At 33.4% G+C, this 26,456-nt stretch carries 28 protein-coding genes; 15 read left to right on the plus strand and 13 right to left on the minus strand.

Going from position 1 to position 26,456, the window contains the following annotated elements; all coding sequences use genetic code 11:
- Positions 1–454: Hsp70 family protein (locus WBN21_RS01710; RefSeq protein ID WP_424197582.1), on the minus strand; the 454-nt coding region annotated here is incomplete at its 3' end.
- A 371-nt stretch (positions 455–825) separates the two neighbouring features.
- Between WBN21_RS01710 and WBN21_RS01715 the strand changes: the two genes are divergently transcribed.
- From WBN21_RS01715 to WBN21_RS01740, 6 genes are all read left to right on the plus strand, one after another.
- A complete protein-coding gene (locus WBN21_RS01715) occupies positions 826–1,614 on the plus strand; it encodes a DUF6090 family protein (RefSeq protein WP_424197583.1) in 789 nt (262 codons plus the stop codon).
- Between the two features lie 264 nt (positions 1,615–1,878).
- Entirely contained in the window at positions 1,879–3,300 is a 1,422-nt protein-coding gene (locus tag WBN21_RS01720; protein ID WP_424197584.1) for an L-serine ammonia-lyase, read from the plus strand.
- A gap of 397 nt (positions 3,301–3,697) precedes the next feature.
- Positions 3,698–4,516, plus strand: a complete 819-nt coding sequence (panB, locus tag WBN21_RS01725; protein WP_424197585.1) for a 3-methyl-2-oxobutanoate hydroxymethyltransferase — start codon at positions 3,698–3,700, stop codon at positions 4,514–4,516.
- Positions 4,517–4,613: 97 nt separating this feature from the next.
- Entirely contained in the window at positions 4,614–4,964 is a 351-nt protein-coding gene (locus WBN21_RS01730; RefSeq protein WP_424197586.1) for a four helix bundle protein, read from the plus strand.
- A gap of 20 nt (positions 4,965–4,984) precedes the next feature.
- A complete protein-coding gene (locus WBN21_RS01735; protein ID WP_424197587.1) occupies positions 4,985–5,689 on the plus strand; it encodes an RluA family pseudouridine synthase in 705 nt (234 codons plus the stop codon).
- Between the two features lie 35 nt (positions 5,690–5,724).
- The gene (locus WBN21_RS01740) at positions 5,725–7,095 is read left to right on the plus strand and encodes an aldehyde dehydrogenase (protein ID WP_424197616.1); all 1,371 of its coding nucleotides are present in this window, start codon (positions 5,725–5,727) and stop codon (positions 7,093–7,095) included.
- On the opposite strand, the gene WBN21_RS01745 is transcribed toward WBN21_RS01740, so the two are convergent.
- The 7 genes from WBN21_RS01745 to WBN21_RS01775 all read right to left on the minus strand — a co-directional run bounded on the left by WBN21_RS01745 (position 7,096) and on the right by WBN21_RS01775 (position 11,781).
- Positions 7,096–7,896, minus strand: coding sequence for a sensor histidine kinase (locus WBN21_RS01745; RefSeq protein WP_424197588.1), 801 nt, complete (start codon positions 7,894–7,896; stop codon positions 7,096–7,098).
- A complete protein-coding gene (locus WBN21_RS01750) occupies positions 7,872–8,576 on the minus strand; it encodes a hypothetical protein (RefSeq protein ID WP_424197589.1) in 705 nt (234 codons plus the stop codon). The genes WBN21_RS01745 and WBN21_RS01750 overlap by 25 nt, the downstream gene beginning before the upstream one ends.
- Before the next feature lie 3 nt (positions 8,577–8,579).
- Positions 8,580–9,338: a hypothetical protein gene (locus tag WBN21_RS01755; RefSeq protein ID WP_424197590.1), complete on the minus strand. Its 759-nt coding sequence runs from the start codon at positions 9,336–9,338 to the stop codon at positions 8,580–8,582.
- Entirely contained in the window at positions 9,335–10,072 is a 738-nt protein-coding gene (locus WBN21_RS01760) for a hypothetical protein (RefSeq protein ID WP_424197591.1), read from the minus strand. Before WBN21_RS01760 ends, WBN21_RS01755 begins: the two co-directional genes overlap by 4 nt.
- A 12-nt stretch (positions 10,073–10,084) precedes the next feature.
- Positions 10,085–10,597: a hypothetical protein gene (locus tag WBN21_RS01765; protein ID WP_424197592.1), complete on the minus strand. Its 513-nt coding sequence runs from the start codon at positions 10,595–10,597 to the stop codon at positions 10,085–10,087.
- Positions 10,598–10,696: 99 nt separating this feature from the next.
- Positions 10,697–11,323 carry a CPBP family intramembrane glutamic endopeptidase gene (locus WBN21_RS01770; protein ID WP_424197593.1) on the minus strand — a complete coding sequence of 209 codons (627 nt, stop codon included), beginning with the start codon at positions 11,321–11,323 and terminating at the stop codon, positions 10,697–10,699.
- Positions 11,323–11,781, minus strand: coding sequence for an Lrp/AsnC family transcriptional regulator (locus WBN21_RS01775; protein WP_424197594.1), 459 nt, complete (start codon positions 11,779–11,781; stop codon positions 11,323–11,325). Before WBN21_RS01775 ends, WBN21_RS01770 begins: the two co-directional genes overlap by 1 nt.
- A gap of 195 nt (positions 11,782–11,976) precedes the next feature.
- On the opposite strand from WBN21_RS01775, the gene WBN21_RS01780 reads away from it, so the two are divergent.
- Entirely contained in the window at positions 11,977–13,191 is a 1,215-nt protein-coding gene (locus tag WBN21_RS01780; protein WP_424197595.1) for an aminotransferase class I/II-fold pyridoxal phosphate-dependent enzyme, read from the plus strand.
- Between the two features lie 19 nt (positions 13,192–13,210).
- Here the strand turns inward: WBN21_RS01780 and WBN21_RS01785 are convergent, their stop codons facing one another.
- Together WBN21_RS01785 and WBN21_RS01790 are read right to left on the minus strand one after the other, a co-directional pair.
- The gene (locus WBN21_RS01785) at positions 13,211–13,549 is read right to left on the minus strand and encodes a hypothetical protein (RefSeq protein WP_424197596.1); all 339 of its coding nucleotides are present in this window, start codon (positions 13,547–13,549) and stop codon (positions 13,211–13,213) included.
- 300 nt (positions 13,550–13,849) lie between these two features.
- Positions 13,850–14,872 carry a metal-dependent hydrolase gene (locus WBN21_RS01790; RefSeq protein WP_424197597.1) on the minus strand — a complete coding sequence of 341 codons (1,023 nt, stop codon included), beginning with the start codon at positions 14,870–14,872 and terminating at the stop codon, positions 13,850–13,852.
- Positions 14,873–15,220: 348 nt separating this feature from the next.
- On the opposite strand from WBN21_RS01790, the gene nhaC reads away from it, so the two are divergent.
- From nhaC to WBN21_RS01810, 4 genes are all read left to right on the plus strand, one after another.
- Positions 15,221–16,690, plus strand: coding sequence for a Na+/H+ antiporter NhaC (gene nhaC, locus WBN21_RS01795; protein WP_424197598.1), 1,470 nt, complete (start codon positions 15,221–15,223; stop codon positions 16,688–16,690).
- A 145-nt stretch (positions 16,691–16,835) separates the two neighbouring features.
- Complete coding sequence (locus WBN21_RS01800) at positions 16,836–17,480, plus strand: peroxiredoxin (RefSeq protein WP_424197599.1); 645 nt, start codon at positions 16,836–16,838, stop codon at positions 17,478–17,480.
- A 6-nt stretch (positions 17,481–17,486) separates the two neighbouring features.
- Complete coding sequence (locus WBN21_RS01805; RefSeq protein WP_424197600.1) at positions 17,487–17,801, plus strand: thioredoxin family protein; 315 nt, start codon at positions 17,487–17,489, stop codon at positions 17,799–17,801.
- Complete coding sequence (locus WBN21_RS01810; RefSeq protein ID WP_424197601.1) at positions 17,782–18,039, plus strand: DUF6952 family protein; 258 nt, start codon at positions 17,782–17,784, stop codon at positions 18,037–18,039. The genes WBN21_RS01805 and WBN21_RS01810 overlap by 20 nt, the downstream gene beginning before the upstream one ends.
- A 100-nt stretch (positions 18,040–18,139) precedes the next feature.
- Here WBN21_RS01810 and WBN21_RS01815 read toward each other — a convergent pair whose 3' ends face one another.
- The gene (locus tag WBN21_RS01815; protein ID WP_424197602.1) at positions 18,140–19,021 is read right to left on the minus strand and encodes an NAD(P)-dependent oxidoreductase; all 882 of its coding nucleotides are present in this window, start codon (positions 19,019–19,021) and stop codon (positions 18,140–18,142) included.
- Between the two features lie 225 nt (positions 19,022–19,246).
- Between WBN21_RS01815 and WBN21_RS01820 the strand changes: the two genes are divergently transcribed.
- Positions 19,247–19,972: a DUF6090 family protein gene (locus WBN21_RS01820; protein WP_424197603.1), complete on the plus strand. Its 726-nt coding sequence runs from the start codon at positions 19,247–19,249 to the stop codon at positions 19,970–19,972.
- Positions 19,973–20,141: 169 nt separating this feature from the next.
- On the opposite strand, the gene WBN21_RS01825 is transcribed toward WBN21_RS01820, so the two are convergent.
- Both WBN21_RS01825 and katG read right to left on the minus strand, forming a co-directional pair.
- On the minus strand, positions 20,142–20,612 hold the full coding sequence (locus WBN21_RS01825) for an ankyrin repeat domain-containing protein (protein ID WP_424197604.1): 471 nt from the start codon (positions 20,610–20,612) through the stop codon (positions 20,142–20,144).
- Positions 20,613–20,687: 75 nt separating this feature from the next.
- Positions 20,688–22,856 carry a catalase/peroxidase HPI gene (gene katG / locus WBN21_RS01830; RefSeq protein WP_424197605.1) on the minus strand — a complete coding sequence of 723 codons (2,169 nt, stop codon included), beginning with the start codon at positions 22,854–22,856 and terminating at the stop codon, positions 20,688–20,690.
- Positions 22,857–23,112: 256 nt separating this feature from the next.
- On the opposite strand from katG, the gene tpx reads away from it, so the two are divergent.
- The 3 genes from tpx (at position 23,113) to WBN21_RS01845 (ending at position 26,454) form a co-directional block, all read left to right on the plus strand.
- Positions 23,113–23,619, plus strand: coding sequence for a thiol peroxidase (tpx, locus tag WBN21_RS01835; protein WP_424197606.1), 507 nt, complete (start codon positions 23,113–23,115; stop codon positions 23,617–23,619).
- Positions 23,612–23,980, plus strand: coding sequence for a diacylglycerol kinase (locus WBN21_RS01840; protein ID WP_424197607.1), 369 nt, complete (start codon positions 23,612–23,614; stop codon positions 23,978–23,980). Before tpx ends, WBN21_RS01840 begins: the two co-directional genes overlap by 8 nt.
- Positions 23,981–24,066: 86 nt before the next feature.
- Positions 24,067–26,454: a DNA translocase FtsK gene (locus tag WBN21_RS01845; RefSeq protein WP_424197608.1), complete on the plus strand. Its 2,388-nt coding sequence runs from the start codon at positions 24,067–24,069 to the stop codon at positions 26,452–26,454.
- Positions 26,455–26,456: the final 2 nt, after the last annotated feature.

Genomic DNA, 26,456 nt, shown 5'->3' on the forward strand with positions numbered 1-26,456 from the left:
TAGCTTGACGTTGGCTATCGTTAAAGTAAGCAGGCACAGTAATTACCGCACGAGTTACCGTAGTTCCTAAATAATCCTCAGCCGTTTTCTTCATTTTTTGAAGAATCATAGCCGATAATTCTTGAGGCGTGTATAAACGACCATCAATATCTACTCTAGGCGTATCATTATCACCTTTAACCACTTTATATGGTACACGTTCTGCTTCTTTTTTAGACTCAGAATATTTATTACCCATAAAACGTTTAATAGAATAAACCGTTTTTGTTGGGTTTGTAACCGCTTGTCTTTTTGCTGGATCACCAACTTTAATTTCACCGCCTTCAACAAAAGCGATTACCGATGGTGTCGTTCTTTTCCCTTCTGCATTAGGAATAACTACTGGCTCGTTACCTTCCATCACAGAAACGCAAGAGTTGGTTGTTCCTAAATCGATTCCAATAATTTTACTCATAATATTTTTTATTTATTGTGTTGTTTGTTCATTTTTAATTTCAGGTTGTATAAGTCAATCATTATGCCAACCAAAAAAATATGTCATAGTGTCATATTTCAGTCAGAAGTCGTCAGTCTAAATCAAAAATCGTAATTCGTAATTGTTTTTAGGCGCAACCACAAGGGTCGGGCTGCCTGCCTGCCGGCAGGCAGTTCCGTTACAAGTCCTCGCACCTCTCCCGATAACTATCGGGATCGGGCTGTGGGCTTTCCTCTACTATCCCTTGCGCAACCATTCGCAGCAACAGTATCAACAAGCTAATTGCCTAACCCATGCATTCTATAATTTATATTTGTTTAAATTAGTATTCATTTAAAAACCAGTAACCAATGATAAAATTCTTCAGACATATAAGACAGCAACTACTTTCAGAAAATAAAACTGGAAAATACTTTAAATATGCAATTGGAGAAATTGTCCTTGTTGTTATCGGTATTTTAATAGCATTACAAATTAATAATTGGAATGAAAACAGAATTAAAAATAAAGAAGTTAAAACTTTTTTAAATAATTTAATTCAAGATTTAAATGGAGATCAGGAAATATTAAATAGTATGAATAATTCACAAACTTTTAAATATTTTTCCATGCAATACCTTTTAGAAATGGAAGGTTCAAACCCCTATGACCCTATTGCTGATCGCAAAAATGACATTCCCCCTTTTAAAACATCCTATTATTGGGACAAAGAAATACCAAATGTTTATAATAAGGAATTCATTCAAATAGCATTTAGTGATACTCACAGAGCCCATATGCCTCCATTTTCTAAATCTACTTTTGAAGAACTAAAAAGTACAGGGATGTACTCTAAGCTTAACCCCGAACTCAAAAAGGGAATTAACTATTATTATTTATTCAGGCAAAATGACTTTCATGATAAAGTACTATTATTAACATTGGATTGGCAAAAATCTTTAGCAGAAGATGGATTTATTACAACGGACACCTATAAATTGCCTGACCCATTAAGCTTAATAAAAAACAATCCTAAAAGAATTGGTTTATTAAAAAGAATGATAAGAGAGTCTGGTTGGATTATTCAAAGCACAATTAATTTAAAAAAAAATAAAGAAAAGCTCATACAATTAATAGAAAAAGAAATCGCTTCTATTTAAAATTTGTGTTAATTCATGAAATTCGTGTCATAAAGATTTAATAAGTGCCAGTCGCAGTTTTCAGGCTCACTCAAACTCTTAAAATTATTACACAGAGTTTCACAGAGTAAAAGAGATCCACAGAGAAAAACTTTGCGCCATTGCATAATTAAAATATCCGTAAGACTATATTATTTGTGTTAATTCGTGAAATTCGTGCCATAAAGATATAATACCTTCGAAACAATCTCTCTATATTTGCCCAACTATAACGTTTGCGTAACTATGGAATGTATCTCAGTTTTCGACATGCTAAAAATTGGTGTTGGCCCATCAAGCTCACACACACTTGGTCCATGGCGAGCAGCCGAACGCTGGATTAAAGAGCTTAAAACCGCCAATAAGTTTCATAGCGTTGAGAAAATCACAGTCGACCTCTATGGCTCCTTATCCTTAACAGGAAAAGGACACGCCACAGATTTTGCGCTCATGCTTGGATTGAGCGGTGCAAATCCTGAAACCATTCCAACAAATAGTATCCAGACTATAATAGAGAACATAAAAAACACCAAAAGCCTAAATTTTAATAACGAACTAACCCTATCATTCAATCCAGCAACAGATATTGTTTTTAACAGAAAATTTTTACCTTTTCATGCTAACGGACTAAAATTCTCAGCAATTTGCAATGGCAAGAAAGCATCATCTACCTTCTACTCTATTGGTGGCGGTTTTGTTGTCAAAGAAGAACGTAAAAACGCCAAGCGAAACTTCGAAATAAAATGCACATTCCCTTATCCTATCGATAAAGGCACAGAATTACTTCAATATTGCAAAACTCTAGGAAAACCTATATCACAAGTCGTTTTAGAAAACGAAAAATCTATTCGTTCAGAAACTGAAATTGATGCTGAATTAAAACGCATTTGGGATACCATGCTCGATTCCATGTATACAGGTTGCCATACCGAGGGTAATCTTCCCGGTGGTTTAAATGTAAGACGGCGTGCATTCGATATTCATAAAAACATAAAAGGCGCAACACCATACAACAATCCTGTAGAATGGATTTATGCGATAAGAGACACCGAAGTTAAATTCCGCCAAATACTAAAATGGGTAAGTTGTTTTGCATTGGCCGTAAATGAAGTAAACGCCGCTTTAGGTCGCGTTGTAACCGCACCAACCAATGGAAGTGCTGGTGTAATCCCATCGGTTTTAATGTATTATTTAGTCATTGAAAACCACGATGGTGATTTTGAAGACATAAAACGTTTCTTGCTGGTTGCAGGAGAAATTGGAAGCATCTTCAAAAAAGGCGCAACTATTAGTGCTGCTATGGGAGGTTGTCAAGCAGAAATTGGCGTGTCATCAGCTATGGCTGCAGGTGCATTAACCGAATTACTTGGTGGTACTCCAGAACAGGTTTTGGTAGCTGCCGAAATTGCCATGGAACATCATTTAGGCCTAACCTGCGACCCTATTGGTGGCTTGGTTCAAATACCGTGTATAGAACGCAACGCTATGGGCGCTATAAAAGCTATAAATGCTGCCGAATTAGCTCTAGACACAAACCCAGAAAACGTAAAAGTTCCGTTGGATAAAGTGGTAAATACCATGTGGGAAACCGCAAAGGATATGCATTCAAAGTATAAGGAAACCTCTGAAGGTGGTTTGGCAGTTGGGGTATATTTAACAGATTGCTAGTTTCGGTTTTTAGTCGTAATCGCAATATTCAGGATTACTCAGATGTAAAAAAAATTATTTCACAGAGATTCACAGAGTAAAAGAGTTGCACGGAGAAAACACTTTGCGCCATTACATAATTAAAATATCCGTAAGCTTAATTATTTGTGTTAATTCGTGAAATTCGTGTCAAAAAAATAAAATAGTTCTCATTCGCAGTCACAGTTTTCAGGCTTACTCAAACGCAATAAAATTATTTCACAGAGATTCACAGAGTAAAAGAGATTCAAAGAAAAAAAATGGTTGAATATTATAATCGAAAACAACTGATAATCAACACGCAATGTTCACCTTAAAGAAAACTCTAAAAGTATCTGCTTAATTTAGTATTTTTACACGCAAACTAAACTTTAAATAGATGTCCGCAGCTAAAAACGAATATAAACGTGTTACCGTAAAAACATTAGTAGATATGAAAGCCAATGGCGAAAAAATATCTATGCTTACTGCCTATGATTATACCATGGCAAAAATTGTTGACGGTGCTGGAATTGATGTGATTCTTGTGGGCGATTCCGCAAGTAACGTGATGGCTGGGCATGAAACTACGTTGCCTATTACATTAGATCAAATGATTTATCATGCATCTTCTGTAATTCGTGCTATCGACAGATGTTTGGTGGTTGTAGATTTACCTTTTGGAAGTTATCAAAGTGACCCAAAAGAAGCGTTACGTTCTGCCATTAGAATTATGAAAGAAAGTGGCGCACATTCAGTTAAAATGGAAGGCGGCCGCGAAATAAAAGAATCTATAAAACGTATTTTAAATGCTGGTATTCCTGTCATGGGACATTTAGGATTAACACCTCAATCCATTTATAAATTTGGAACTTATACCGTTCGCGCTAAAGAAGAACAAGAAGCCGAAGATTTAATTGAAGATGCAAAATTACTTGAGCGCTTAGGTTGTTTTGGTATTGTTTTAGAAAAAATACCTGCTAAACTAGCTAAACAAGTTGCCGAAAGTGTCAGTATTCCTATTATTGGTATTGGTGCAGGACCAGATGTTGACGGACAAGTTTTAGTACTTCATGATATGCTTGGCATGACACATGAATTTAATCCAAGATTTTTACGTAGGTATTTACATTTATATGAAGAAATGACCAAAGCTATTTCTCAATATGTTGATGATGTGAAAACTCGAGATTTCCCTAATGATGAGGAACAGTACTAATATCGATTATTCGATTTTTGGATTGCTAGATTTTTCGAAAACCATTCTAATTATTCTAAAATTCAAACCTGTCAAATAATCTAATAGATTCTAATTAATGCATCGATTTAAAGACTTAGAAATCTGGAAAAAAAGCAGATTATTTTGTACCGAAATATATACTGTTACTTCGGAATTCCCTGATTCTGAAAAGTTTGGTTTAACGAATCAACTACGAAGAGCTTCAGTTTCGATACCGTCAAATATAGCTGAAGGTTCGTCTAGAAAATCCAATAAAGACTTTGCTCGATTTTTGCAAATCACTTTAGGTTCCGCTTATGAGGTTGAGACACAACTATTAATTGCATCTGATTTAGGTTTTATAAATAACGAAAAACTACAAGAGCTTTCAAAAAGCTTAGAGTCTATAATAAAAATGACCTCGAAGTTTAAATTTACTCTAAAGTAATCCAAAAATCTAAAAATCGAGTGATCCAAAAATCCAAAATACTTTCCAATAAAAACAATCTTCAAGTTTTATATGAAGACAACCACATTATTGTTGTAAACAAACGTGCAGGTGATATTGTACAAGGTGACAAAACGGGTGACAAACCACTAAGCGACGTTGTAAAAGAATATATTAAAGACAAATACAACAAACCAGGAAACGTCTATTTAGGCACCGTTCATAGGTTAGATAGACCAACTACAGGCCTGGTTATTTTCGCAAAAACAAGTAAAGTTTTACCCAGATTAAATAAACTATTTGCTTCAAAAGATATAAACAAAACCTATTGGGCGCTTGTAAAAAATGAACCTGCTAAACATGAAGACACCCTTATTCATTGGCTAAAAAAGAACCCTAAAAACAACAAATCTAAAGCGCACACAAATGAAGTTCCTGATAGTAAAAAAGCCATTCTTCATTATAAAACATTAAAGAAATTAGATAATTATTTTCTACTTGAAGTCAACCTTGAAACTGGTAGACACCATCAAATACGTGTACAATTATCATCAATTGGTTGCCCCATAAAAGGCGATTTAAAATACGGTTTTGACAGAAGCAATAAAGATGCAAGCATCAGTTTACACGCCCGACATATCGAATTTATTCATCCTGTTAAAAACGAGCCCATCTCTATTGACGCGCCTTTACCGGATGATGCTATTTGGCATGCATGTCTTTAAATTTTTCATATCTTTAAAAGAAAAAATTGAAATCAATTCAAGATATAGTTTCTGCACAAAAGTTATTTTTCAAGACTCAAAAAACAAAAGATGTTAATTATAGATTATCACTTTTAAAAGCATTAAAATCTGAAATTCTTTTAAATGAGCAAGCTATTTTAGATGCGTTAAAAAAAGACTTTAAAAAATCAGAATTCGAAGCCTATTTAAGTGAAATCGGCATAGTTATTTCAGAGCTAAACTTAGCTATTAAAAACCTTAAAAAATGGGCAAAACCAAAACGCATTACAGCATCGTTATTAACATTCCCTTCTAAAGATTATATTTATAAAGAGCCTTACGGAACTGTACTTATTATTGCCCCTTGGAACTACCCGTTTTTATTAGCCATGGAACCTTTAATTATGGCAATTGCAGCCGGTAATACGGTAGTTTTAAAACCTAGTGAATTAACGGTAAATACATCAAAAGTAATTACGGCAATTCTTAATAATGTTTTTCAAGATACTTTAGCTGTTTCTGTTGAAGGTGGTGTGGAAACTTCAACCGAATTATTAGCTCAAAAATGGGATTTTATTTTCTTTACCGGCAGTACAACTGTGGGTAAAATAGTAGCCAAAGCTGCTGCAAATCATTTAACACCTACTGTTTTAGAGCTTGGTGGAAAATCGCCTTGTATTATAGACGATTCGGTTGATTTAAAACTGGTTGCCCGAAGATTGGTTTGGGGAAAATTACTGAATGGCGGACAAACCTGTATTGCTCCAGATTATGTTATTGTAAAATCTAATATTAAACAAAATCTTATTGAAGCATTAAAATCGGAAATAACTAAAAGGTATGGCACCAATCCAAAAACATCAGAAGATTTCCCGAGAATAATAAATCAAAAAAACACGTTAAGACTTTCTGGATTGCTTAAGGATTGTAGCATTGTTTTTGGTGGCGAGGTGGACGAAAATGATTGTTACATCACTCCTACTTTAGTTGATGAACCTCCTTTGGATAGCCCAATAATGCTAGAAGAAATATTTGGCCCTATTTTACCAATATTAGCTTATGAAACGCAAGAAGACATTGAAAAAATAATCTGGAATTTAGATAAGCCATTATCACTTTATGTGTTTTCTAATAACCGATCTTTTATAAAAGAAACCATTAATAAATTTAGTTTTGGTGGTGGTGTTATTAACGATTTACTTATTCATTTTGGAAACCACAGACTCCCGTTTGGAGGTGTTGGCGCAAGTGGTATTGGGCAATACCATGGGAAACATGGTTTTGATGCTTTCTCTAATACAAAACCTATTGTAAAACGTGGTAATTGGTTTGACCCTTCGTTTAGATATGCTCCTTACAATGGGAAATTAAGTTTATTAAAAACCGTTTTTAGGTATTTTGGATAATCATGATAAAGGATAATTTAAAACTAACTCAACACCTTCATTTGGATGAGAAGTTAACTCAAATTTAGCTTGAATTAATGTCGCTCTACTTTTCATATTAATGAGTCCCGAGCCTTGTTCTATATCGTTTACACTAAAACCTTTCCCATCATCTTTTGCAGTAATAATGATGCTTTCTGGCTTATAATCAAGTGTAATACTTATATTTTCAGCTTCCGAATATTTAACTGAATTAGACAAAAATTCTTGAAGAATTCTGAAAATAATAATTTCATGTTTTCGGTCTTTAAACTCAACTTTATCACCGATAATTTTAAGTTCTGCCGAGGCGAATTTCATCTTTTTCATTCTATCCAACTCATTTGTTATCGATTTTTCAAAACCAATATTTAAAATAACGTCGTTATTAAGTGTTTTGGAAAGGGCTCGAACTTCTTTTAAACCATTACTAAGTGCTTCTGTAGTATCTTTAAACTTATCTCTAACATTATCAGCCACTTGCATTTTTAAAATGCTTAGTTGCATACTAGCAAAGGACAATAATTGCCCTACATTATCATGCAATTCCCAACCAATATTTTTTAATGTTTGCTCTTGGGCTTCGGTTTGTGCTTGTATAATTTCTGCTTCAAAAGCTTGCTGTTGCTTTATCCGTTCTTGAAGTAATTTGTTTTTACGTTTTTGAAATACCACAAAAAACACAATCACTAGTGAGGTAATGATAATTAAAACTAATATCATATACACCAATAAATAACGCTCTGAGGCTGTACTTGTTAATCGTTCTGCGGTCTGCACCATATTAAAGCAAATAAAAAAGTTAAATACATAGCTAAGTTGGCAAATAATTTAATCTGCCATTTTAAAAACACGAATTCCCAATCGGAAATATTGTTATAATTCTCGAAAAAAACTAACGGTGTTACAATTAACCACCAAATAAAAATAGTACCACTAATGTAAAAATTTAAGGATTTATAAAACACTAAAATTTTATTGCTTAACAAAATTTCTAGAAAGTATAATCCTGAACATAAAAATATAACAAATGCTCCTAGAATACTTATTAAAGGAAGCGAACTATTAAAATAATCATCAATATTAAATATAATATAAACAACTGAAAATAGATAAAACGCAATGCCACTATACTTTATAATACGTTTAAACTTATTTTTTCTTAATATTTTATGGTAATAGAAAGTAAAAAAAACAATAGCTAATACCTTCCAAAACAACGTATACCACCAATAATTCCTAACAAATCGAGTACCTTCTAAGAAACTAAAAAAACCATTATTTTCTATAAACTTAGTGTAGCTACCTAAAAAATCACAAATACTCACGACTATTAAGTAATAAATAAAGTATTTAGCTGAGGTGTTTTTATACCTCTTAAACAACAATATACCTGTTAAGGCCGCTATGGCTTCAACTGAATGTGTTAATAAACTATAATTTTTTAATAAAAAGTCGTTCACAAATTAATTATCTAAACTAATTTCTTTCTCCGGTCTGCACCATATTAAAGCAAAGGTATAAGTTAAATACATAAAAATATTAGAAAATAAATAGATCATTTTTCTCAAAGTAATATAATTTAAATCGAAGAAAAAATCTGGATGACGAAATGGCTTACTAAGGTCAACGGACCCATAATACATGTTGAAAAATGTTAGCGGTGTAATAACCAACCACCAAATAAATATAACAACAGAAATATAAAAATTCAATGATTTATAAAACTGCAAAACACTTTCACTTTGTAATAATTCAATAAAATAAAAAACACAACAAGTAATCACTATTATTGCTCCAATAATACTCAATATCGGGAAGGACTTGTAAAAAAAATCATTACCGTTTGAGATTATATAAATAAATGAAAACCCTAGGTAGGAATACCCTGTATATTTTAAAATTGTTTTAAATCGCCTATTTTTTATGATTTTAAAATAATAAAAATTAAAAAAAAGAATGGCTCCAATATTCCAACCTAATGTATACAACCAGAAGTTTCTTTCAATTAATGTACCCATTAAAAAATGTAAGGACTTATCTGGTCGCACAAGCAATACATAGCCGCCTACCAATTCTAGAATGGCTATATAGATTAAAAAGAATATGAAATATTTAGCTGCCGAATTCCTGTAGTTTCTGTAAACAAAAATCCCAGTTAAAGCTGCTAATATTTCCAAACTCTTGGTGAGAAATGAATAATGTTCAATTAAAAAGCCTTTCATTTTTCTTTATTAATTTCATTCTCTGGTCTGCACCATATTAAAGCAATTGTAAAAGTTAAATACATAAACATATTAGAAAACAAATAGACTTGTCTCCTTAAGTGAACAAAATCTAAATCAAAGAAATTTTTACCAATTTCGTATGTGAAATAAACACTATAAAAGGATAGTGGCGTTATAATTAACCACCAAAAAAAAATTGCTACGCTTATATAAAAATTCAAGGATTTATAGAAGTTCAAAATCTTATCACTAAGCAAAATTTCAATAAAATAAAAAACAGAGCATAAACATATAATAATTGCTCCTAAAACATCAAAAACTGTAAAAAATTCATAAAAAAACTGTTCCCAATGTAAGGTAATATAGATTAATGAAAACACAAAGAATAAGTAACCAGAATATTTTATAATATTTTTAAATAATTGTTTCTTTAAAATTTTATAAAAATAAAAAGTATAAAATAGGATTGCACCAATATCCCAATATAGTGTAGTCCACCAATGATTTTTTTCAAATTTAGTACCAATCAAGAAACTTAACGCTTTATCTGAACCAACATACCAAGTATAATAATTTAATGCATCAGAAATTGCAATAATAATTAAAAATAGAATAAAATATTTAGCAGCTGAGTTTCTGTATTTTTTATAATAAAAAAGACCCGTAACAGCTGCTAAAAACTCCAACAAATACGTCAGAGGTATATAATGTTTTAAAAGTAAATCTATCACTAAATATAAGTTCTAATAGCCTCCACTCCCTCCAGCTCCTTCATTCAAAGGTGGCGCAGGAATATCACCATCAGAAGGTGGTAAAAACAGATTTAAACTACTTGCTTTTGAAGTAGATTTCATTCCCGTTGGAACAATAAACATGGTGTTTCTATTCTTTTTTACAGGGTCTGGATTTTTTCCATAGTTCCCTAAATACACGCGGATGCCTGTCATTTTATAACCTAATGTATCAGACTTAGCTTGTGCATAAGCTAAATACTCATTGACTTCATCTAATGACCAATAAACAGAGCGTGTTTTCTTTCTTGAGCCTTCAACCTCTAAAAGTGAATCTATTTCTACAGGGTTATTATTCCCCCAATTGTCACTTAATATTTTAGCTTGTTCTACAGAAATGGTATCTTTTGGAATTCTATTTTCCGCTTGCATCGTTGGCTTATCGCCACATTGTCGTGGACAAAAATAATACGTTAATAATGCTCCAATGATAATTCCTAAGACAATTGATCCTAATTTTTTCATACTTTAAGTTAGTTATTGGTTAATAATAGCTGCTTAAAAATAGTAAAAAGAATCTATTAATGTAAGATTAAGATTCACAAAAGCTTATTTCGTCGATAATTAATTTGGAAATCCCAGCATAGCGCCCATTCCTACAGTAAATAACCAGCACCCATAAATAGCATGCTCGATAGTAACAAGAAGTGTTGATTGTGTGTTTTTGTAGGTATATGCAAATAACAAACCACCTAAAAAAGTTAATACAAGAACTAAAACACTTCCAAAAAAAAGATGCCCTAAAGCAAATAAAATTGCATTAATAAAAATAAGCAACCCTTCATTTTTAAATAAATTTTGATACCTTTTAAAGAAGAATGTTCTATAGATTAATTCTTGAGGATAAACAGAAAAAAAACTATAAACAAATAGTATTGCTAACCATTTTAAAGGCTGGTTTAGTAACACATTAAAAAGGGAAGTTTTATCTGTAAGCCAAACAAAAAATGTAGTTAGGATGGTTATTATTACAAGTTTTAAAACAGTATTTTTCCAAAAGCGTTTCCAATTTAAACTTTTTGAAATCTTGAATTTAAGATTTTCTACTTTCAGCAATACATAAATAACGTAAACAAACCCAAATACACCAATTCCTAATTTAAGCCATGGCGAAAAGCTTAATGCAAAACTTGTTGGTACCAATGCAAAAATTATAAAAAACTCCAAACATTTGTAAATGGTAGAATTCATTAGAAATTAATTGTTGTGCTATATTTTACTTCATTAATTACAAACATACTATGTGTGCTGCCTATATGGTTAATACTAGTTAGTTTTTTTACCATAAACTCTCTAAAGGCCGCCATATCTGTGACTATAACTTTTAGTAGATAGTCGTAATCGCCACTTAAATGGTAACATTCAAGTACTTCGTCTATACGCTTAACTTCCTTCTCAAAACTCACCACAAATTCTTGACTGTGCTGAATGAGCTTAACGTGGCAAAACACAACAAAATTACGGTTTACTTTTTCTTTATTCACCACAGCAATATAACCATCAATATAGCCTTCTTTTTCGAGTTTTTTAATGCGTTCGTAAACGGCAGTAACTGATAAACCTAATTTGTTTGATAGTTCTTTATTGGTTTGCTTACTATCTTTCTGAAGGTATTCTAGTAGTTTTTTATCGGTATTATCAAATATCATAATTGAAAATATTTCTTTGAAATGTTACAAATCAAGATAAAATATGTTTTATATACTACAAATATAATATATTATAGTTTTATTTTCTACTATGACTGTAATTCATTGTTTTTTAATCATATAATCACGATTTTTGATTGAACTAAACTTAGGTTTGGACTTTTTCTGTCTCAACCTGACAAAAAAAATAAAATCATGGCATTTAAACCAGCAAATAATATTCAAGATTTACAATACTTTGGCGAATTTGGAGGTGTGAACCCTTCCATTTCAGATTCCTCTACCTATACGTTCTTATCGGCAAAAACGATGTTTGATACCTTTGAAGGCAATGCTGATGGTTGTTATTTATATTCACGTCATTCTACACCTTCAAATTTATATTTAGGTGAAGCTTTGGCAGCCATGGAAGGTACGGAAACAGCCAATGTATCGGCTTCTGGAATGGGTGCTATAACACCTGTTATTATGCAAATATGTGGTGCTGGTGACCATATTGTTTCAAGTAGAACGATATATGGTGGTACGTATGCCTTTCTTAAAAATTTTATTCCAAGATTTAATATTAAAACAACTTTTGTTGATATTACAAAGCTTGATGTTGTTGAAGCTTCCATAACCAAAAACACCAAGATTATTTATTGTGAATCTGTTAGCAATCCGCTTTTGGAAGTGGCAGATATTAAAGGTTTATCGAAGATTGCCAAAAAACATGGTTTAAAATTAGTGGTTGATAATACGTTTTCGCCATTATCCATTTCGCCAGCTACTTTGGGAGCTGATATTGTGGTGCATAGTTTAACAAAATTTATAAACGGCTCGAGTGATACTGTTGGTGGTGTAGTTTGCGGCACTCAAGAATTTATAAATGAATTACGAAATGTGAACGATGGCGCTTGTATGCTTTTAGGATCGACTATGGATAGCTTAAGAGCCGCTTCAATTTTAAAAAACTTAAGAACGCTTCATATTAGAATGCAACAACACAGTAAAAACGGCTTGTATTTAGCTGAAAAATTTGAAGCTGACGGTTTGAAAACCGTGTATCCTGGATTGCCATCGCACCCTTCACACGATTTATTCAAAAAGATGATGAATGAAGCTTATGGCTTTGGTGGTATGCTAACTATTGATGTTGGTTCTTTAGAAAAAGCAAATGAACTAATGGAACTCATGCAACATAAAAACTTAGGCTATTTAGCTGTTAGCCTCGGGTTTTACAAAACGCTGTTTAGTGCCCCTGGAAGTTCTACATCTTCTGAAATTCCTGAAGAGGAACAAAAGGAAATGGGACTGAGTAATGGATTAATTCGTTTTTCTATTGGTTTAGATGCCGATATAGAGCGCACCTATAAAATGATGCGTAAATGTATGGTAGATTTGAGTATACTGACTCCAGAATTGGCTTAACTGGAAATTTTTAAAACTATTAAGCACATGCATCTAATCGCAATGCTTTATAATATGATAATTGGCTAAAAATCTCTATAGTATCAATTTTAACAGTCTTTTTTAGGTAATTATAATCCTGAATCATTTCAGAAAGTTTACGCTGGTTTTTAAATTGCGACTCCAACTCAGTTAAAAACACAAGAGTTTCTAGGTTTTTTTTAAGTTTAAAATATAGGATTCGTATTTTATAATCAATTTCAATATTGCTAATTTGATTATTAGTATTAGAAACACTTAGTGCATTAGTATTATTACTATAAACATGGCTAAGTTTCGCACTTTTATCCAATTTCTTGTTAATTGGAATATAATTCACAACTTTACTGCTTTTATCCTCTAATGAAAATGTTTCAACATGATCATCGGGGCACAATGAAAAAAATGAAATAACATAAATTTTTATGAGAGAAATAAACGAGGACATCTTATAATGAATTAATTATTGTATTAGTTAGACCCTATAAATATTAAATAGTCACAAAACACCTCATAATGAGCACTTTATTTATTAAAAAACAAATATTATTGATGACCGATTAAATCCAAGAAAATTACCTGCTAAAAAAAAATGGATAAAACAACACTTCCTCAAAAATAAAACCCGTAGTTACAGAAACTATTTTCCTTTAATACGTTCCCACAAAGACGCCATAACGTCGCCTAGACTATCAAATTTAGGCTTGAATGGTTTCATATTTAATCTGTTTGCATCTTTGTAAAGGGTCAGACTAAATACAGAGGTATTTGGATTATCCAAATCTAAAAGTGGATACCGCAAATCGTTGTATTGGTATTCGTTTTCATTGAGTTTATAAACGCTATAATATTGATTACTAAACCATGCTAAGTCCTTAATATCCTTATACTCTGAAGGATTTAGGTCGCGCTTTTTTGGAACTTCTCTGAAATTTAAAAATCGGTTTTTTGTATCTAATAATGAATAATCAGAAACAAAATAGTCGTCTTCAGTTTCTACAATGCCATACCATAAAATATTATTAAAAATGGCTGGTTGGGTACTAAAACGAAGGGCGTTTATGTCGCTTTCTTTCAATGATTTTCTAAAAACAGAATCTATATATAGCTTGTTTCCTAAAGTGAATAACATGTACAAGGAGCTGATACCTATTCCAAATTTTAACCATAATTGCCGGTTGCCAGATGTTCTTTTAAAAAACATTAAAACAATTATACAGATTAAAAAAGGCAAGGTGTAAATGGGGTCTACAACTGCTATATTGTTTAAGGCCACACGATAATTACTTATTGGCGCAAATAACTGTGTGCCATAAGGCGTAAAACAGTCTAAAATAGGATGCGTAAATAGCGCCCAAAACCATAAACTTATCCAATCTTTTAAGGTTGTAGCATGTAATCTTTTTCCTGTATTATAGCCTTTAAAAAATAGCCAACCTAAAACAAAGGCGGCCATTACCGAAAATAAAATGGAATGCATAAACCCACGATGGAATAACATGGCATCAATTTCATTGCCATAAAGCCAACCACCAACTAAAACATCTAAATCTGGAATGGTACCGCCAATGGCGCCGAATAACAAAGCTTTGTTTCCAATTTTTTTTCCGAGTACCGCTTCTCCACAAGCTGCACCTAAAACAATTTGAGTAAGTGAATCCATATTTTCTAGACCACAAACTTAACTAACTAATTTCTTAAAACTAAAAATTTTATTTGGTAGAAGATCTTTTTTTAAAATCTTTGGGTGGAGAAAATGATTTTTTTATCACATTTTCAGAAGCATTTGAACCACTCTTGGTAAAAAACTCGTCATCACTAGTCGCATGAAAAAATTCACTTCTATATATCATTAGCCATAAAAGACCAAAAACAAACAATAGCGATAATGCAAAAATCATTTTTATAATTATTTGGGGATTACATTTATAAGACCCTGATTTTCAATAAAGTCACACGATTTTGAAAATGAACAAGAAAATCGTAACATTACGAGACTAAAAATTTCCTGATGAAAGACGACAAAAATATATCTGAGTTTAAGGCTGATAATCAAAATATCATAGAAAATAAAGAGCTTAATTTTATAGAAGCACTTATTCCCGTTGTACTTCTTATGGCATTACTTTTTTACAATATCATTTTTGCTGATGGCGCACTTTTAGGAGATTATTCGAATCAATTCATATTACTTATTGGTGGTGTAATTGCCGCCATTGTTGGTTTATTTAATAAAGTTTCGATACAACGGATGCTAACGGAAATATGGGAAAACTTAAAAAGCGTATTCATACCTATTATGATTCTTTTTTTAGTGGGTGCCCTAGCCGGAACTTGGCTTGTAAGTGGTGTAATACCTGCGATGGTTTATTATGGTTTACAGGTTTTAAGTCCAGCAATATTTTTACCCGCTTCGGTAGTTATCGCTGCGGTAATTTCGATAGCTACTGGTAGCTCATGGACCACAACTGCTACTGTTGGAATCGCTTTAGTTGGAATTGGAACTGCTTTAGGTATTAATCCGGGCATGATTGCTGGCGCCGTTATTTCAGGTGCCTATTTTGGAGATAAAATGTCGCCATTAAGTGACACCACTAACCTTGCTCCCGCTATGGCTGGAACCGATTTATTTACACATATTAGGTACATGAGTATTACCACCGTACCAACCATAATAATTACTCTTATTGTTTTTAGTATATTAAGTTTTACTATTACAACTTCGGGTAGTGCAGATGTAAGTAACTTATTAGATACTATAGATGCCACTTTTAATATTACGCCTTTGCTGTTTTTAGTGCCATTGGCTGTAATTGGGTTAATTCTTTTAAAAACTAAACCCCTAATCGCCTTAAGTGCAGGTGTTTTAATTGCGGCAGTATTCGCTTTTATTTTTCAACCAGATATTCTGAATAGTTTAGGTGATTCAAAGTTATCATCGATAATTACTTCAATGCTTACGGACACCCAAATACAAACTGACAACGCAAAATTAAACGACCTCTTTACTGCTGGCGGCATGAAAGGCATGTTATGGACCATCTACTTAGTTATTTGTGCCTTGGTATTTGGAGGTATAATGGATGGCATTGGCGCCCTTTCTAGAATTACAAATGCATTATTGTCTGTAGCAACATCTGTATTTGGTTTGTTTGCAAGTACGGTTATTAGCTGTTTAGGTTTAAATACTATTGCTTCCGATCAATATTTAGCCATTGTTATCCCAGGGAAAATGTTCAAAAAAGCCTTTAAAGATAGAGGTTTAGCTCCTGAAAATTTAAGCAGAACACTAGAGGATTCAGGAACCGTTACATCGGTTTTAATCCCTTGGAATACCTGTGGTGCATATCAATCTGGCGTTTTAGGTGTTGGCGTTGGTGAGTATTTTGTATATGCCGTTTTTAATTGGCTAAGTCCGTTTACCACCCTATTCTTCGCGGCACTTTCAATAAAAATAAAACTTTTAAAATCCTCAAAATAAACGGTTAACTTCTTCATTTTCAACACCCATAAATAATTCCTATTTATAAATAGGAATTAAAAATTTTATGATGTTTTATTTTCTATAGTTGTCCGCTACTTTTGCACACTCAAAGCGAATAATTAATTATAAAAATTTTAATAAAATGGCATTAGTAGGAAAAAAATTCCCAAGTTTAAACGTTGACGCAATGAATGACATGGGCGATACTTTTAAAGTAAACGTTCTTGAAGAAGCAGTTAACAATAAAAAGAAAGTAGTATTATTTTGGTATCCTAAAGATTTCACTTTTGTATGTCCAACAGAATTACATGCTTTTCAAGCAGCTTTAGGTGAATTTGAAAAAAGAAACACTATCGTAATCGGTGCATCTTGTGATACTCCAGAAGTTCACTTTGCATGGTTAAGTACTGCAAAAGATAACGGCGGTATTGAGGGTGTAACTTACCCAATTTTAGCAGATAGCAACAGAAATTTATCTAACGTTTTAGGTATTTTAGATATCACAAACGAAACTTACGATGAAGAAACAGGAACGGTTCAAGTTGAAGGTGATAACGTAACTTACAGAGCTACTTACATTATTGATGAAGAAGGAACTGTACAACACGAAAGTATTAACAACATGCCATTAGGAAGAAATGTTGGTGAGTATTTACGTTTGGTTGATGCCTTAACACACGTTCAAGAAAAAGGAGAAGTTTGTCCTGCAAACTGGGAAGAAGGTAAAGATGCTATGAGTGCCAATGCCAAAGCAACAGCGCAGTATTTAGCAGCACATTCAAACTAAAACATCATGATTACAGAATTAAACGAAGACAACCTACAGAGCATTATTGCCGATAACGAAACCGTTGTGGTTCAATATTCAGCAACCTGGTGTGGTAACTGTCGTATTATGAAACCGAAAGTAAAGAAACTAGCTTCAGAGTTGGAGTCTATTACATTTGTTATCGCTGACGCGGAAAAGTTTCCAGAAAGTAGAAAGTTAGCAACTGTTGATAATTTACCAACCTTTGCAACCTTTAAAAACGGTGCATTTGTAAACCAAGTGCAAACCAATAAGTTTGATGTTTTAAAAGATTTAGTAAATGAAGTTACCAGTAATTAAACACTTAACGCAGTTTATTGAAGAAAACGACGAAGATTTTGTTGTTGAAACCATTGAAACTTTAGAAGCCTTAACAGAGGTTTCATCTTTAAAAGATGAAGAATTAGATGTTATTGGCGAATTAATATCGAACATGTATGGCGCTCTTGAGGTTAATAAAATGACCAAAGATGGCACTCCTAAAAAAGAAGCTTTAAATAGTTTTATGAGCCGCGTTATGGGTTCGATTGATAAATAATTGAAAAAGAAAAATTAAAGCCTAAAAAAACCACTTTGTTTTCACAAAGTGGTTTTTTGTTTTGATTATGACTTGCCTTTGTCAAAAACTAGCAAACCAATTATTTCTTCAGTTTTGTGAAGTAATCAAAAATTTCTGGAACATTTCCACTACCCATGCCAGCATCTAAAGCAGACTGAAGGTTACCCGACGTAGCAGAAGCAATATCTGAAACTGTACCCAGATCATTCATCATTTGTACAAAATATCCTAAATCTTTATTAGCATTAGCAATAGAGAAACCTAAATCACTTACGTTATCTACAGCGTAGTTTTTACAGAATTTCATGAATGGCGAATTCGATGGACCCGACGACATGATGTCAAAAAGTTGTTTTCCATCAACACCTGCAAGTTTTGCTGCCGCAAAGGCCTGAGACATTGCTACCACAGTAGTCATACCCATAAAATTATTGATCAATTTAGTTGTATGACCAGCACCTGGGCCACCTAAATAAAACACGTTTTCTCCCTGCTCGTCTAGAACTGGTTTCACTTTATTGAAAGTCTCTTTATCTCCGGCTGCCATGATGTTAAGAAGTCCGTCTTTCGCATGCGCTGGTGTACGACCAAGCGGCGCATCAATCATACCTGCTCCTTTTTTAGCAAGGTCTTTACCAATCTTGATAGTAGATGCAGGAATCGAGGTTCCGAAATCAATCAAAACAGCACCTTTTTTAATCCCAGCAAGAATACCTGCTTCACCATAAACAATCTTTTCTACAACAGCAGAAGTGGTTAGGCAGAACATTATAATATCGCTCTTTTCAGCTAATTCTTTTGGTGAGCTCGCCTCGGTAGCATTACCACGAGCAATAACAGTTGCAACTGCGTCTTTATTAAGATCCATTACGGTAAGCTCGTAACCTCTCTTTTGTAAATTTTCAACCATGTTGGCGCCCATTAGGCCAAGTCCGATAAATCCTATAGTCGGTTTTTTCATATTAAATTTTATATTTATGGGCGCAAAGATATGAATCTGTTTGCAAACATTATCCCATTAGGCTCAAAAAACGAAATCCACCCTATAAAAGCAGAGTAATTTTTTGTTTTGATTGAGACTTGACTTTGTCAGAAAAAAACGATAACTTCGTTTAACAATCGATAAAGATCATTGAAACGCAACTTTATCTTTACGTTGTGCTTCATTATGACTAACCGCTAACCAATGATAAAATTCTTTCGAAAAATACGATACGACCTTATGGGAAAAAACAAAACAGGAAAGTATTTTAAATATGCTATTGGAGAAATCTTACTTGTCGTTATTGGGATATTGATTGCGCTTCAGATTAATAATTGGAATGAATTTAAAAAAACCCAAAAAAAAGAAGCATTATTAATTAACCAGATTATTTCTAACGCAAAAGCTGATTCTCTGTTTTTTCAATCAAGGATTAAAGTATTAAAAAGACAGGACTCGATAGTGAATTATGTTTTGTTTATAAATCAATTTCCAAAAGCAGACACATTGAGCAATATTCTTGTAAACCGTGAAATACTACCATACTTTAGCTTTATTTTACTATCAGAAGTTTTAGATAACTACGAATACTCAAAGGAAAATATTGGAAGTTGGAAAATTAAGCAGCGCTTACAAGAATATAAAAAGGCCTACCATTTTTTAGAATCTAATTTCAATCTTTATAATGAAGAACTTCAAAAAGAAATTATGCCAATTGATAAAAATTATTATAGATTATTTAGAGATTCACCACATACAACCACTATTGACGATTTACGCCAAATATACATAAATGAAGAATTAGAAATAATATTCTCTAGTTTGCGAAATCGATCCAAATATGCTATGGAAAAAGTAGAAAAAATAATACCAATAAATAATAAGTTGATGGAAGAATTAAAAGAATATAAACTAACCATTTCTGATTAATGATTCCCAATAACGAAAGCACAACAAAGTGTATAATTCATTGCTAGGGCAATGATTACTTGGAAAATCCTACGGATTTTCCTCTGGCTCGTTTTCTTTTGCTAAATTAGTTACCTAAACACGCAACGAAAGTCATACACGAACACGTTAAACGAACCAGTCAAAAATCCTATTTCAAAAGCGCTTCAATACCCTTAAAACCTTTTTCTTTAGCATAATCCAAAGCAGTTTTTCCATCGTTATCTTTAACTGTTTTATTGGCGTTATGCTTCAATAATAATGCAACCATTTTTTCTTGGTTATACATAGAAGCAAAAATTACTGGTGTTACGCCATTATTGTTTTTAGCATTGATATTGGCTCTATGATTTAATAGGTAATTCGCTAATGCAACATTCCCTTTAAAGGACACACCAATTAAAGCGGTATTTCCTTGAGAATCCGTTTCATCAACAAGTGCTTTGTGTTCTATTAATGTTTTTACTATCGCTTCTTTATCAAAATAAGATGCAAAAATTAAGGGTGTAAAGCCTCTGGAATCTATACTATTTACTAAATCTGGGTTCGCAGCCAGTTGCGATTTTAGGTTTTCAATGTTTCCAGATTGTATGGTATTGAAAAACAATTCTTTTTCGTTCATAACTTATTTTTTAAACAAAATTGGGATAAGCGTTTTTCAAACCCTCATCCCAATTAAACAGTTTATTTCTTTAATTTATTTTAAATCAAATCGATCTGCGTTCATCACTTTAGTCCAAGCCGCAACAAAATCTTTAGCAAATTTCAATTTACTGTCGTCCTGCGCGTATACTTCTGCATAAGATCGCAAAATAGAGTTAGAACCAAATATTAAATCCATTCTAGTGGCCGTCCATTTGGTTTGTCCATTTTTACGATTTTTAATGTTGTAAACGCCATTTCCGGCAGGCTTCCACTCGTAAGCCATATCAGTTAGATTTACAAAGAAATCATTTGTTAAAGCACCTTCATTTTGAGTAAACACCCCATGCTTTGTGCCACCATGGTTAGTACCCATAACACGCATACCGCCAATTAAAACGGTCATTTCATGAGCTGTAAGTCCCATTAATTGGGTACGGTCTAGCAATAATTCTTCTGGACTAACAACATAATCCTTTTTTAACCAATTTCTAAAACCATCTGCAACAGGTTCAAGATATTCAAACGATTCTGCATCAGTCATGTCACTTTTAGCATCGCCTCTACCAGGAGAAAAAGGGACTTCAATGTTCATATTTCCATTTTTTATGGCTTTTTCAACACCCACATTTCCGGCTAAAACAATAGTATCTGCTATGCTAATTCCGAATTCAGAAGCAATTGGCGTAAGAACAGATAAGACTTTTGATAAACGCTTAGGTTCGTTTCCTTCCCAATCTTTTTGCGGAGCCAAACGAATACGTGCCCCATTTGCGCCTCCACGGAAATCTGAACCTCTAAAGGTTCTGGCACTATCCCAAGCGGTAGAAACCATTTCTGAGATACTTAACCCTGAATTAGCAATTTTAGTTTTTACAGCACTTACATTATAATCTTTTTTACCTTTTGGAATAGGATCTTGCCAAATCAAATCTTCTTGAGGCACATCTGGTCCAAACCAACGGTCTTTTGGTCCCATATCGCGATGCGTTAACTTAAACCATGCACGTGCAAAAGCATCAGAAAAGGCATCAAAATCATTCTTAAACTTTAATGAAATTTCCTTGTAAATAGGATCCATTTTCATGGCCATATCGGCATCAGTCATCATTGGATTGTGGCGGGTTTTCAAATCTTCAACATCCACAGGTTTGTCTTCCTCTTTAATATTTTTAGGTTCCCATTGCCAAGCTCCAGCCGGACTTTTACGCAATTCCCATTCATGGTTAAACAGCATTTCAAAAAAGCCATTATCCCATTTTGTTGGATGCGTTGTCCAGGCGCCTTCTAACCCGCTGGTAACCGTATCCTTACCTACTCCTGTTCTGGTTGGATTCGACCATCCAAAACCTTGATTTTCAACAGACCCTGATTCTGGGTCTGGACCTAAAATACTAGCATCGCCATTTCCATGAGTTTTCCCAACGGTATGCCCACCAGCCGTTAATGCAACGGTTTCTTCATCGTTCATAGCCATACGTTTGAAAGTTTCACGAACTTGAGCACCCGTTTTTATAGGATCTGGTTTACCGTTTACACCTTCCGGGTTTACGTAAATTAATCCCATTTGAACAGCAGCCAATGGATTTTCCATCGTTTCAGGACTATCAACATTTTCATAGCGTTCATCACTTGGTGCAAGCCATTCTTTTTCAGCGCCCCAATAAATATCTTTTTCAGGGGCCCAAATATCTTCACGACCAAAAGCAAAACCATAGGTTTTTAAACCCATGCTCTCATAAGCAATGTTTCCAGCCAAAATAATTAAATCTGCCCAACTCACCTTATTTCCATAAGCCTTTTTGATTGGCCAAAGTAATCGTCTAGCTTTATCTAAACTCACGTTATCAGGCCATGAATTAAGTGGTGCAAAACGTTGATTTCCTGTGCCACCACCGCCACGTCCATCAGCAATCCTGTAAGTACCCGCAGCATGCCAAGCCATTCTTATCATTAATCCTCCGTAGTGTCCCCAATCTGCAGGCCACCAATCTTGACTATCTGTCATTAAATTATGAAGGTCTTTTTTTAACGCGGCTACATCTAATTTTTTTAATTCTTCTTGATAGTTAAAATCTTTTCCTAATGGATTGGTTTTTGTATCATGCTGATGTAAAATATCAAGATTTAGCGCTTTTGGCCACCAATCCATAACAGTTTCACCAACTGAAGTTAAACCACCATGCATTACTGGGCATTTACCTGAACTTCCGTTACTTTTCATGTTTTATAAGTTTTAATTTTAGTCATTTTTGTATTCTTTAAAGTTAAGGAATTATGTTTTATTATTTTGATTCTATGCATTTTAAAAAATTATTTAATAATCGATAAAATTTATTAAAATACATTATTATGATAGTTTAAACAAATTACCCTTCTAACTTATTAAGTCCAAGAAAATCAATTCTAAAAAAATCAAGAATCTCATTTAAATAAAGACGAATTATTGCTATTTTTAACAAAAATTAAAAACAAACATCATGGCATCAATTACATTAAAAGGAAATTCAATACATACTTCAAATAGTTTACCTAAGGTTGGAACAAAAGCTCCTGACTTTTTGTTAACCACTACAGATTTAGCAGTACATAGCTTAACAAACTACAAAGGAAGTAAGGTGGTTTTAAACATTTTTCCAAGCATAGATACAGGCACATGTGCGCAATCTGTTAGAACTTTTAACAAAGAAGCAAGCGAATTAAAAAACACAAAAGTACTTTGCATTTCTCGCGATTTACCATTCGCTCAAGGTCGTTTCTGTGGTGCAGAAGGCTTAAATAACGTGGTAAGTTTATCAGATTTTAAAGATGGAAGCTTTGGTAAAGCCTACGGATTAAATATTATTGATGGTCCGTTAGAAGGCTTACACTCGCGTTGCGTTGTTGTTTTAGACGAAAAAGGAATCGTTAAATACACAGAGCAAGTAGGAGAAATTGTGGATGAACCAAATTATAAAGCCGCATTGGAAGCGTTGCAAGATGCCTAAAAAAGAATCTTTTTTAGAAAACCGATTAAAAAGTGTAGGCTACGCATTTAAAGGTGCACTCTTACTTTTAAAAACCGAGGCAAGCATAAAAATTCAGTTTGTAATAGCTTTAATAGTTACTGCAGCTGGATTTTATTTTAATATTTCAAACAACGAGTGGATTATACAAATTCTCGCCATCGGATTAGTTATGAGCATTGAAGGTATGAATACGGCCATTGAAGAAATTGCAAACTTTATTCATCCAGAACGCCATGAAAAAATTGGTTTAATAAAAGATATTGCCGCTGGAGCGGTTTTTATTGCCTCTGTATTCGCTAGTATAATTGGTCTTATTATTTATCTTCCAAAGATTTTTTAAAATACTATAACTCTAGGATAAACGTTAGTTATTTGTATTTTTGTTCAGTTGTATAATCAACCCCATTTTCAAACAGTAAACCATTAATGGCTAAAAGCAAGACTAAAGCTAAAAAAGCACCTAGTAAAAAATTGAAAGCGCCAAGTTTTAAGTTATCAAGTCAACAAAAGTTGGTTTTTGGTAGTTTTCTTGTAATTGCTGGCCTATTGCTTTTTATTGCGTTTGTATCGCATTTATTTTCAGGTGATGCCGACCAAAGTACCTTGTCTGATTTTGCTTCACGCGAAGTAAAAACAAAAAACTGGCTCAGCAAATCTGGAGCTTGGTTAAGTGACTTTTTTATCCAACGTGGTTTTGGTGTTTCCGCATTTATATTTTCTGGTTTAACCTTTCTATCGGGTGTTTATGTTTTAATGAACATTAACAAATCCAAACTCAGAAAACATTGGTTTTGGGGGATTCTTATCGTTATTTGGTTGTCCATTCTTTTAGGATTCTTCGGAAATAAAAACGATATTCTTGGTGGTACTATTGGGTTTGAACTAAATAGCTTTCTACAAGATTACATAGGAAAAATTGGCATTATATTGCTCCTTGTTTTTGGGCTTATCACTTATTTAGCAATTCGTTTTAAGGTGACTTTTGAAAGTATTGCCAATATTTTCACATCAGCAAAAAAAGATATTAAAAGTGAACTTTCAGACATGAAAGCAGATATTGTTGTGCCTTTTGATAACAGTTTATCTGATGAAGCTGAAGCTTTTAAATCGGCTCACGAAATCGCATTACAAAACAAAACTCCAGAGCCTAAGGCTGTAATTAAACCGACCGTAGAATCTGCTCCTTTAGTAGTTAAAGTCCCTAAACCAGAGGCTGAAGAAGAATCAGAATTAGAAATAAAAGTGGAAGATGTTAAAGAGGAGGTCTCTGAAACTGATAATCTGGCGAACAAATTGGTGGAAGATTTCGGACAGTTTGACCCCACTTTAGAATTGGCCAAATATCAATTCCCGCCTCTTGATTTATTAAAAAAGTACGATACTGAGGGGATTACCATCAACCAAGAAGAATTAGAAGAAAATAAAAATAGAATTGTTGATACTTTAAGCAATTACAAAATTGGAATTGCAAGTATAAAAGCCACTATTGGGCCAACGGTTACACTTTATGAAATTGTTCCCGAAGCTGGTATCAGGATTTCAAAAATCAAGAATCTTGAAGATGATATTGCTTTATCGCTTTCCGCGTTAGGGATTCGTATTATTGCTCCTATTCCAGGAAAAGGCACCATTGGTATTGAGGTTCCGAATAAAAACGCCACCATTGTATCCATGCGTTCTGTTATTGCATCCAAGAAATTTCAAACTTCAGAAATGCAATTACCAATTGCTTTGGGTAAAACCATTAGCAATGAAACTTTTGTTGTCGATTTAGCAAAAATGCCGCACTTACTTATGGCTGGAGCTACAGGTCAAGGTAAATCGGTTGGTTTAAATGCCGTTTTAACCTCGTTGCTTTATAAGAAACACCCTGCCGAGGTTAAATTTGTTTTAGTGGATCCTAAAAAAGTTGAGCTGACACTATTTAATAAAATTGAGCGTCACTATTTAGCCAAACTTCCTGATGAAGCAGAAGCTATTATTACCGATAACACCAAAGTAATTTACACGCTTAATTCGTTGTGTATTGAAATGGACAACCGCTACGAAATGCTAAAAAACGCACTTTGTAGAAATATTGCTGAATATAATACGAAATTTAAAGCCCGAAAATTAAATCCTAACGATGGCCATCAATTTTTACCTTACATTGTTTTGGTTGTTGATGAGTTTGCCGATTTAATTATGACTGCTGGTAAAGAAGTGGAAACACCAGTTGCACGATTAGCACAATTAGCACGTGCCATTGGGATTCACTTAATTATTGCAACACAAAGGCCGTCTGTAAATGTTATTACGGGTATTATAAAAGCCAATTTCCCGGCACGTGTAGCCTTTAGAGTATCTAGTAAAATTGATTCTCGTACTATTTTAGATGCTGGAGGAGCAGATCAACTTATTGGTCGTGGTGATATGCTTTATACACAAGGCAACGACATGATTAGAATTCAATGTGCCTTTGTTGACACCCCTGAGGTTGAAAAATTAGTCGATTTTATTGGCTCTCAAAAAGCATACCCAGACGCTTATTTACTTCCTGAATACGTTGGCGAAGAAAGTGGCACAGGTCTTGATATAGACATATCAGATAGGGATAAACTGTTTAAAGACGCCGCTATTGTAATTGTAACCGCCCAACAAGGTTCAGCCTCGTTATTGCAACGTAAGTTAAAATTAGGTTACAATAGAGCTGGAAGAATAATTGACCAGTTAGAAGCCTCAGGAATAGTTGGCCCTTTTGAAGGCAGCAAGGCAAGGCAAGTTTTAATAACAGATTTAATTGCCTTAGACAAACATTTAGAAAACGAAATATAATT

The sequence above is a fragment of the Algibacter sp. genome (assembly GCF_049667265.1).
Taxonomy (GTDB): Bacteria; Bacteroidota; Bacteroidia; order Flavobacteriales; family Flavobacteriaceae; genus Algibacter_B.

What these genes read in the sequence shown, in the direction of transcription:
- WBN21_RS01820 (WP_424197603.1), top strand. Translation starts at nt 19,247, where the DNA reads ATGATAAAATTCTTTCGAAAAATACGATACGACCTTATGGGAAAAAAC.
- panB (WP_424197585.1), top strand. Translation starts at nt 3,698, where the DNA reads ATGTCCGCAGCTAAAAACGAATATAAACGTGTTACCGTAAAAACATTA.
- WBN21_RS01780 (WP_424197595.1), top strand. Translation starts at nt 11,977, where the DNA reads ATGGCATTTAAACCAGCAAATAATATTCAAGATTTACAATACTTTGGC.
- WBN21_RS01765 (WP_424197592.1), bottom strand. Translation starts at nt 10,597, where the DNA reads ATGAAAAAATTAGGATCAATTGTCTTAGGAATTATCATTGGAGCATTA.
- tpx (WP_424197606.1), top strand. Translation starts at nt 23,113, where the DNA reads ATGGCATCAATTACATTAAAAGGAAATTCAATACATACTTCAAATAGT.
- WBN21_RS01805 (WP_424197600.1), top strand. Translation starts at nt 17,487, where the DNA reads ATGATTACAGAATTAAACGAAGACAACCTACAGAGCATTATTGCCGAT.
- WBN21_RS01790 (WP_424197597.1), bottom strand. Translation starts at nt 14,872, where the DNA reads ATGGATTCACTTACTCAAATTGTTTTAGGTGCAGCTTGTGGAGAAGCG.
- WBN21_RS01730 (WP_424197586.1), top strand. Translation starts at nt 4,614, where the DNA reads ATGCATCGATTTAAAGACTTAGAAATCTGGAAAAAAAGCAGATTATTT.
- WBN21_RS01825 (WP_424197604.1), bottom strand. Translation starts at nt 20,612, where the DNA reads ATGAACGAAAAAGAATTGTTTTTCAATACCATACAATCTGGAAACATT.
- WBN21_RS01800 (WP_424197599.1), top strand. Translation starts at nt 16,836, where the DNA reads ATGGCATTAGTAGGAAAAAAATTCCCAAGTTTAAACGTTGACGCAATG.
- WBN21_RS01845 (WP_424197608.1), top strand. Translation starts at nt 24,067, where the DNA reads ATGGCTAAAAGCAAGACTAAAGCTAAAAAAGCACCTAGTAAAAAATTG.
- WBN21_RS01815 (WP_424197602.1), bottom strand. Translation starts at nt 19,021, where the DNA reads ATGAAAAAACCGACTATAGGATTTATCGGACTTGGCCTAATGGGCGCC.
- WBN21_RS01755 (WP_424197590.1), bottom strand. Translation starts at nt 9,338, where the DNA reads ATGAAAGGCTTTTTAATTGAACATTATTCATTTCTCACCAAGAGTTTG.
- WBN21_RS01840 (WP_424197607.1), top strand. Translation starts at nt 23,612, where the DNA reads ATGCCTAAAAAAGAATCTTTTTTAGAAAACCGATTAAAAAGTGTAGGC.
- katG (WP_424197605.1), bottom strand. Translation starts at nt 22,856, where the DNA reads ATGAAAAGTAACGGAAGTTCAGGTAAATGCCCAGTAATGCATGGTGGT.
- WBN21_RS01810 (WP_424197601.1), top strand. Translation starts at nt 17,782, where the DNA reads ATGAAGTTACCAGTAATTAAACACTTAACGCAGTTTATTGAAGAAAAC.
- WBN21_RS01720 (WP_424197584.1), top strand. Translation starts at nt 1,879, where the DNA reads ATGGAATGTATCTCAGTTTTCGACATGCTAAAAATTGGTGTTGGCCCA.
- WBN21_RS01745 (WP_424197588.1), bottom strand. Translation starts at nt 7,896, where the DNA reads ATGGTGCAGACCGCAGAACGATTAACAAGTACAGCCTCAGAGCGTTAT.
- nhaC (WP_424197598.1), top strand. Translation starts at nt 15,221, where the DNA reads ATGAAAGACGACAAAAATATATCTGAGTTTAAGGCTGATAATCAAAAT.
- WBN21_RS01770 (WP_424197593.1), bottom strand. Translation starts at nt 11,323, where the DNA reads ATGAATTCTACCATTTACAAATGTTTGGAGTTTTTTATAATTTTTGCA.
- WBN21_RS01775 (WP_424197594.1), bottom strand. Translation starts at nt 11,781, where the DNA reads ATGATATTTGATAATACCGATAAAAAACTACTAGAATACCTTCAGAAA.
- WBN21_RS01715 (WP_424197583.1), top strand. Translation starts at nt 826, where the DNA reads ATGATAAAATTCTTCAGACATATAAGACAGCAACTACTTTCAGAAAAT.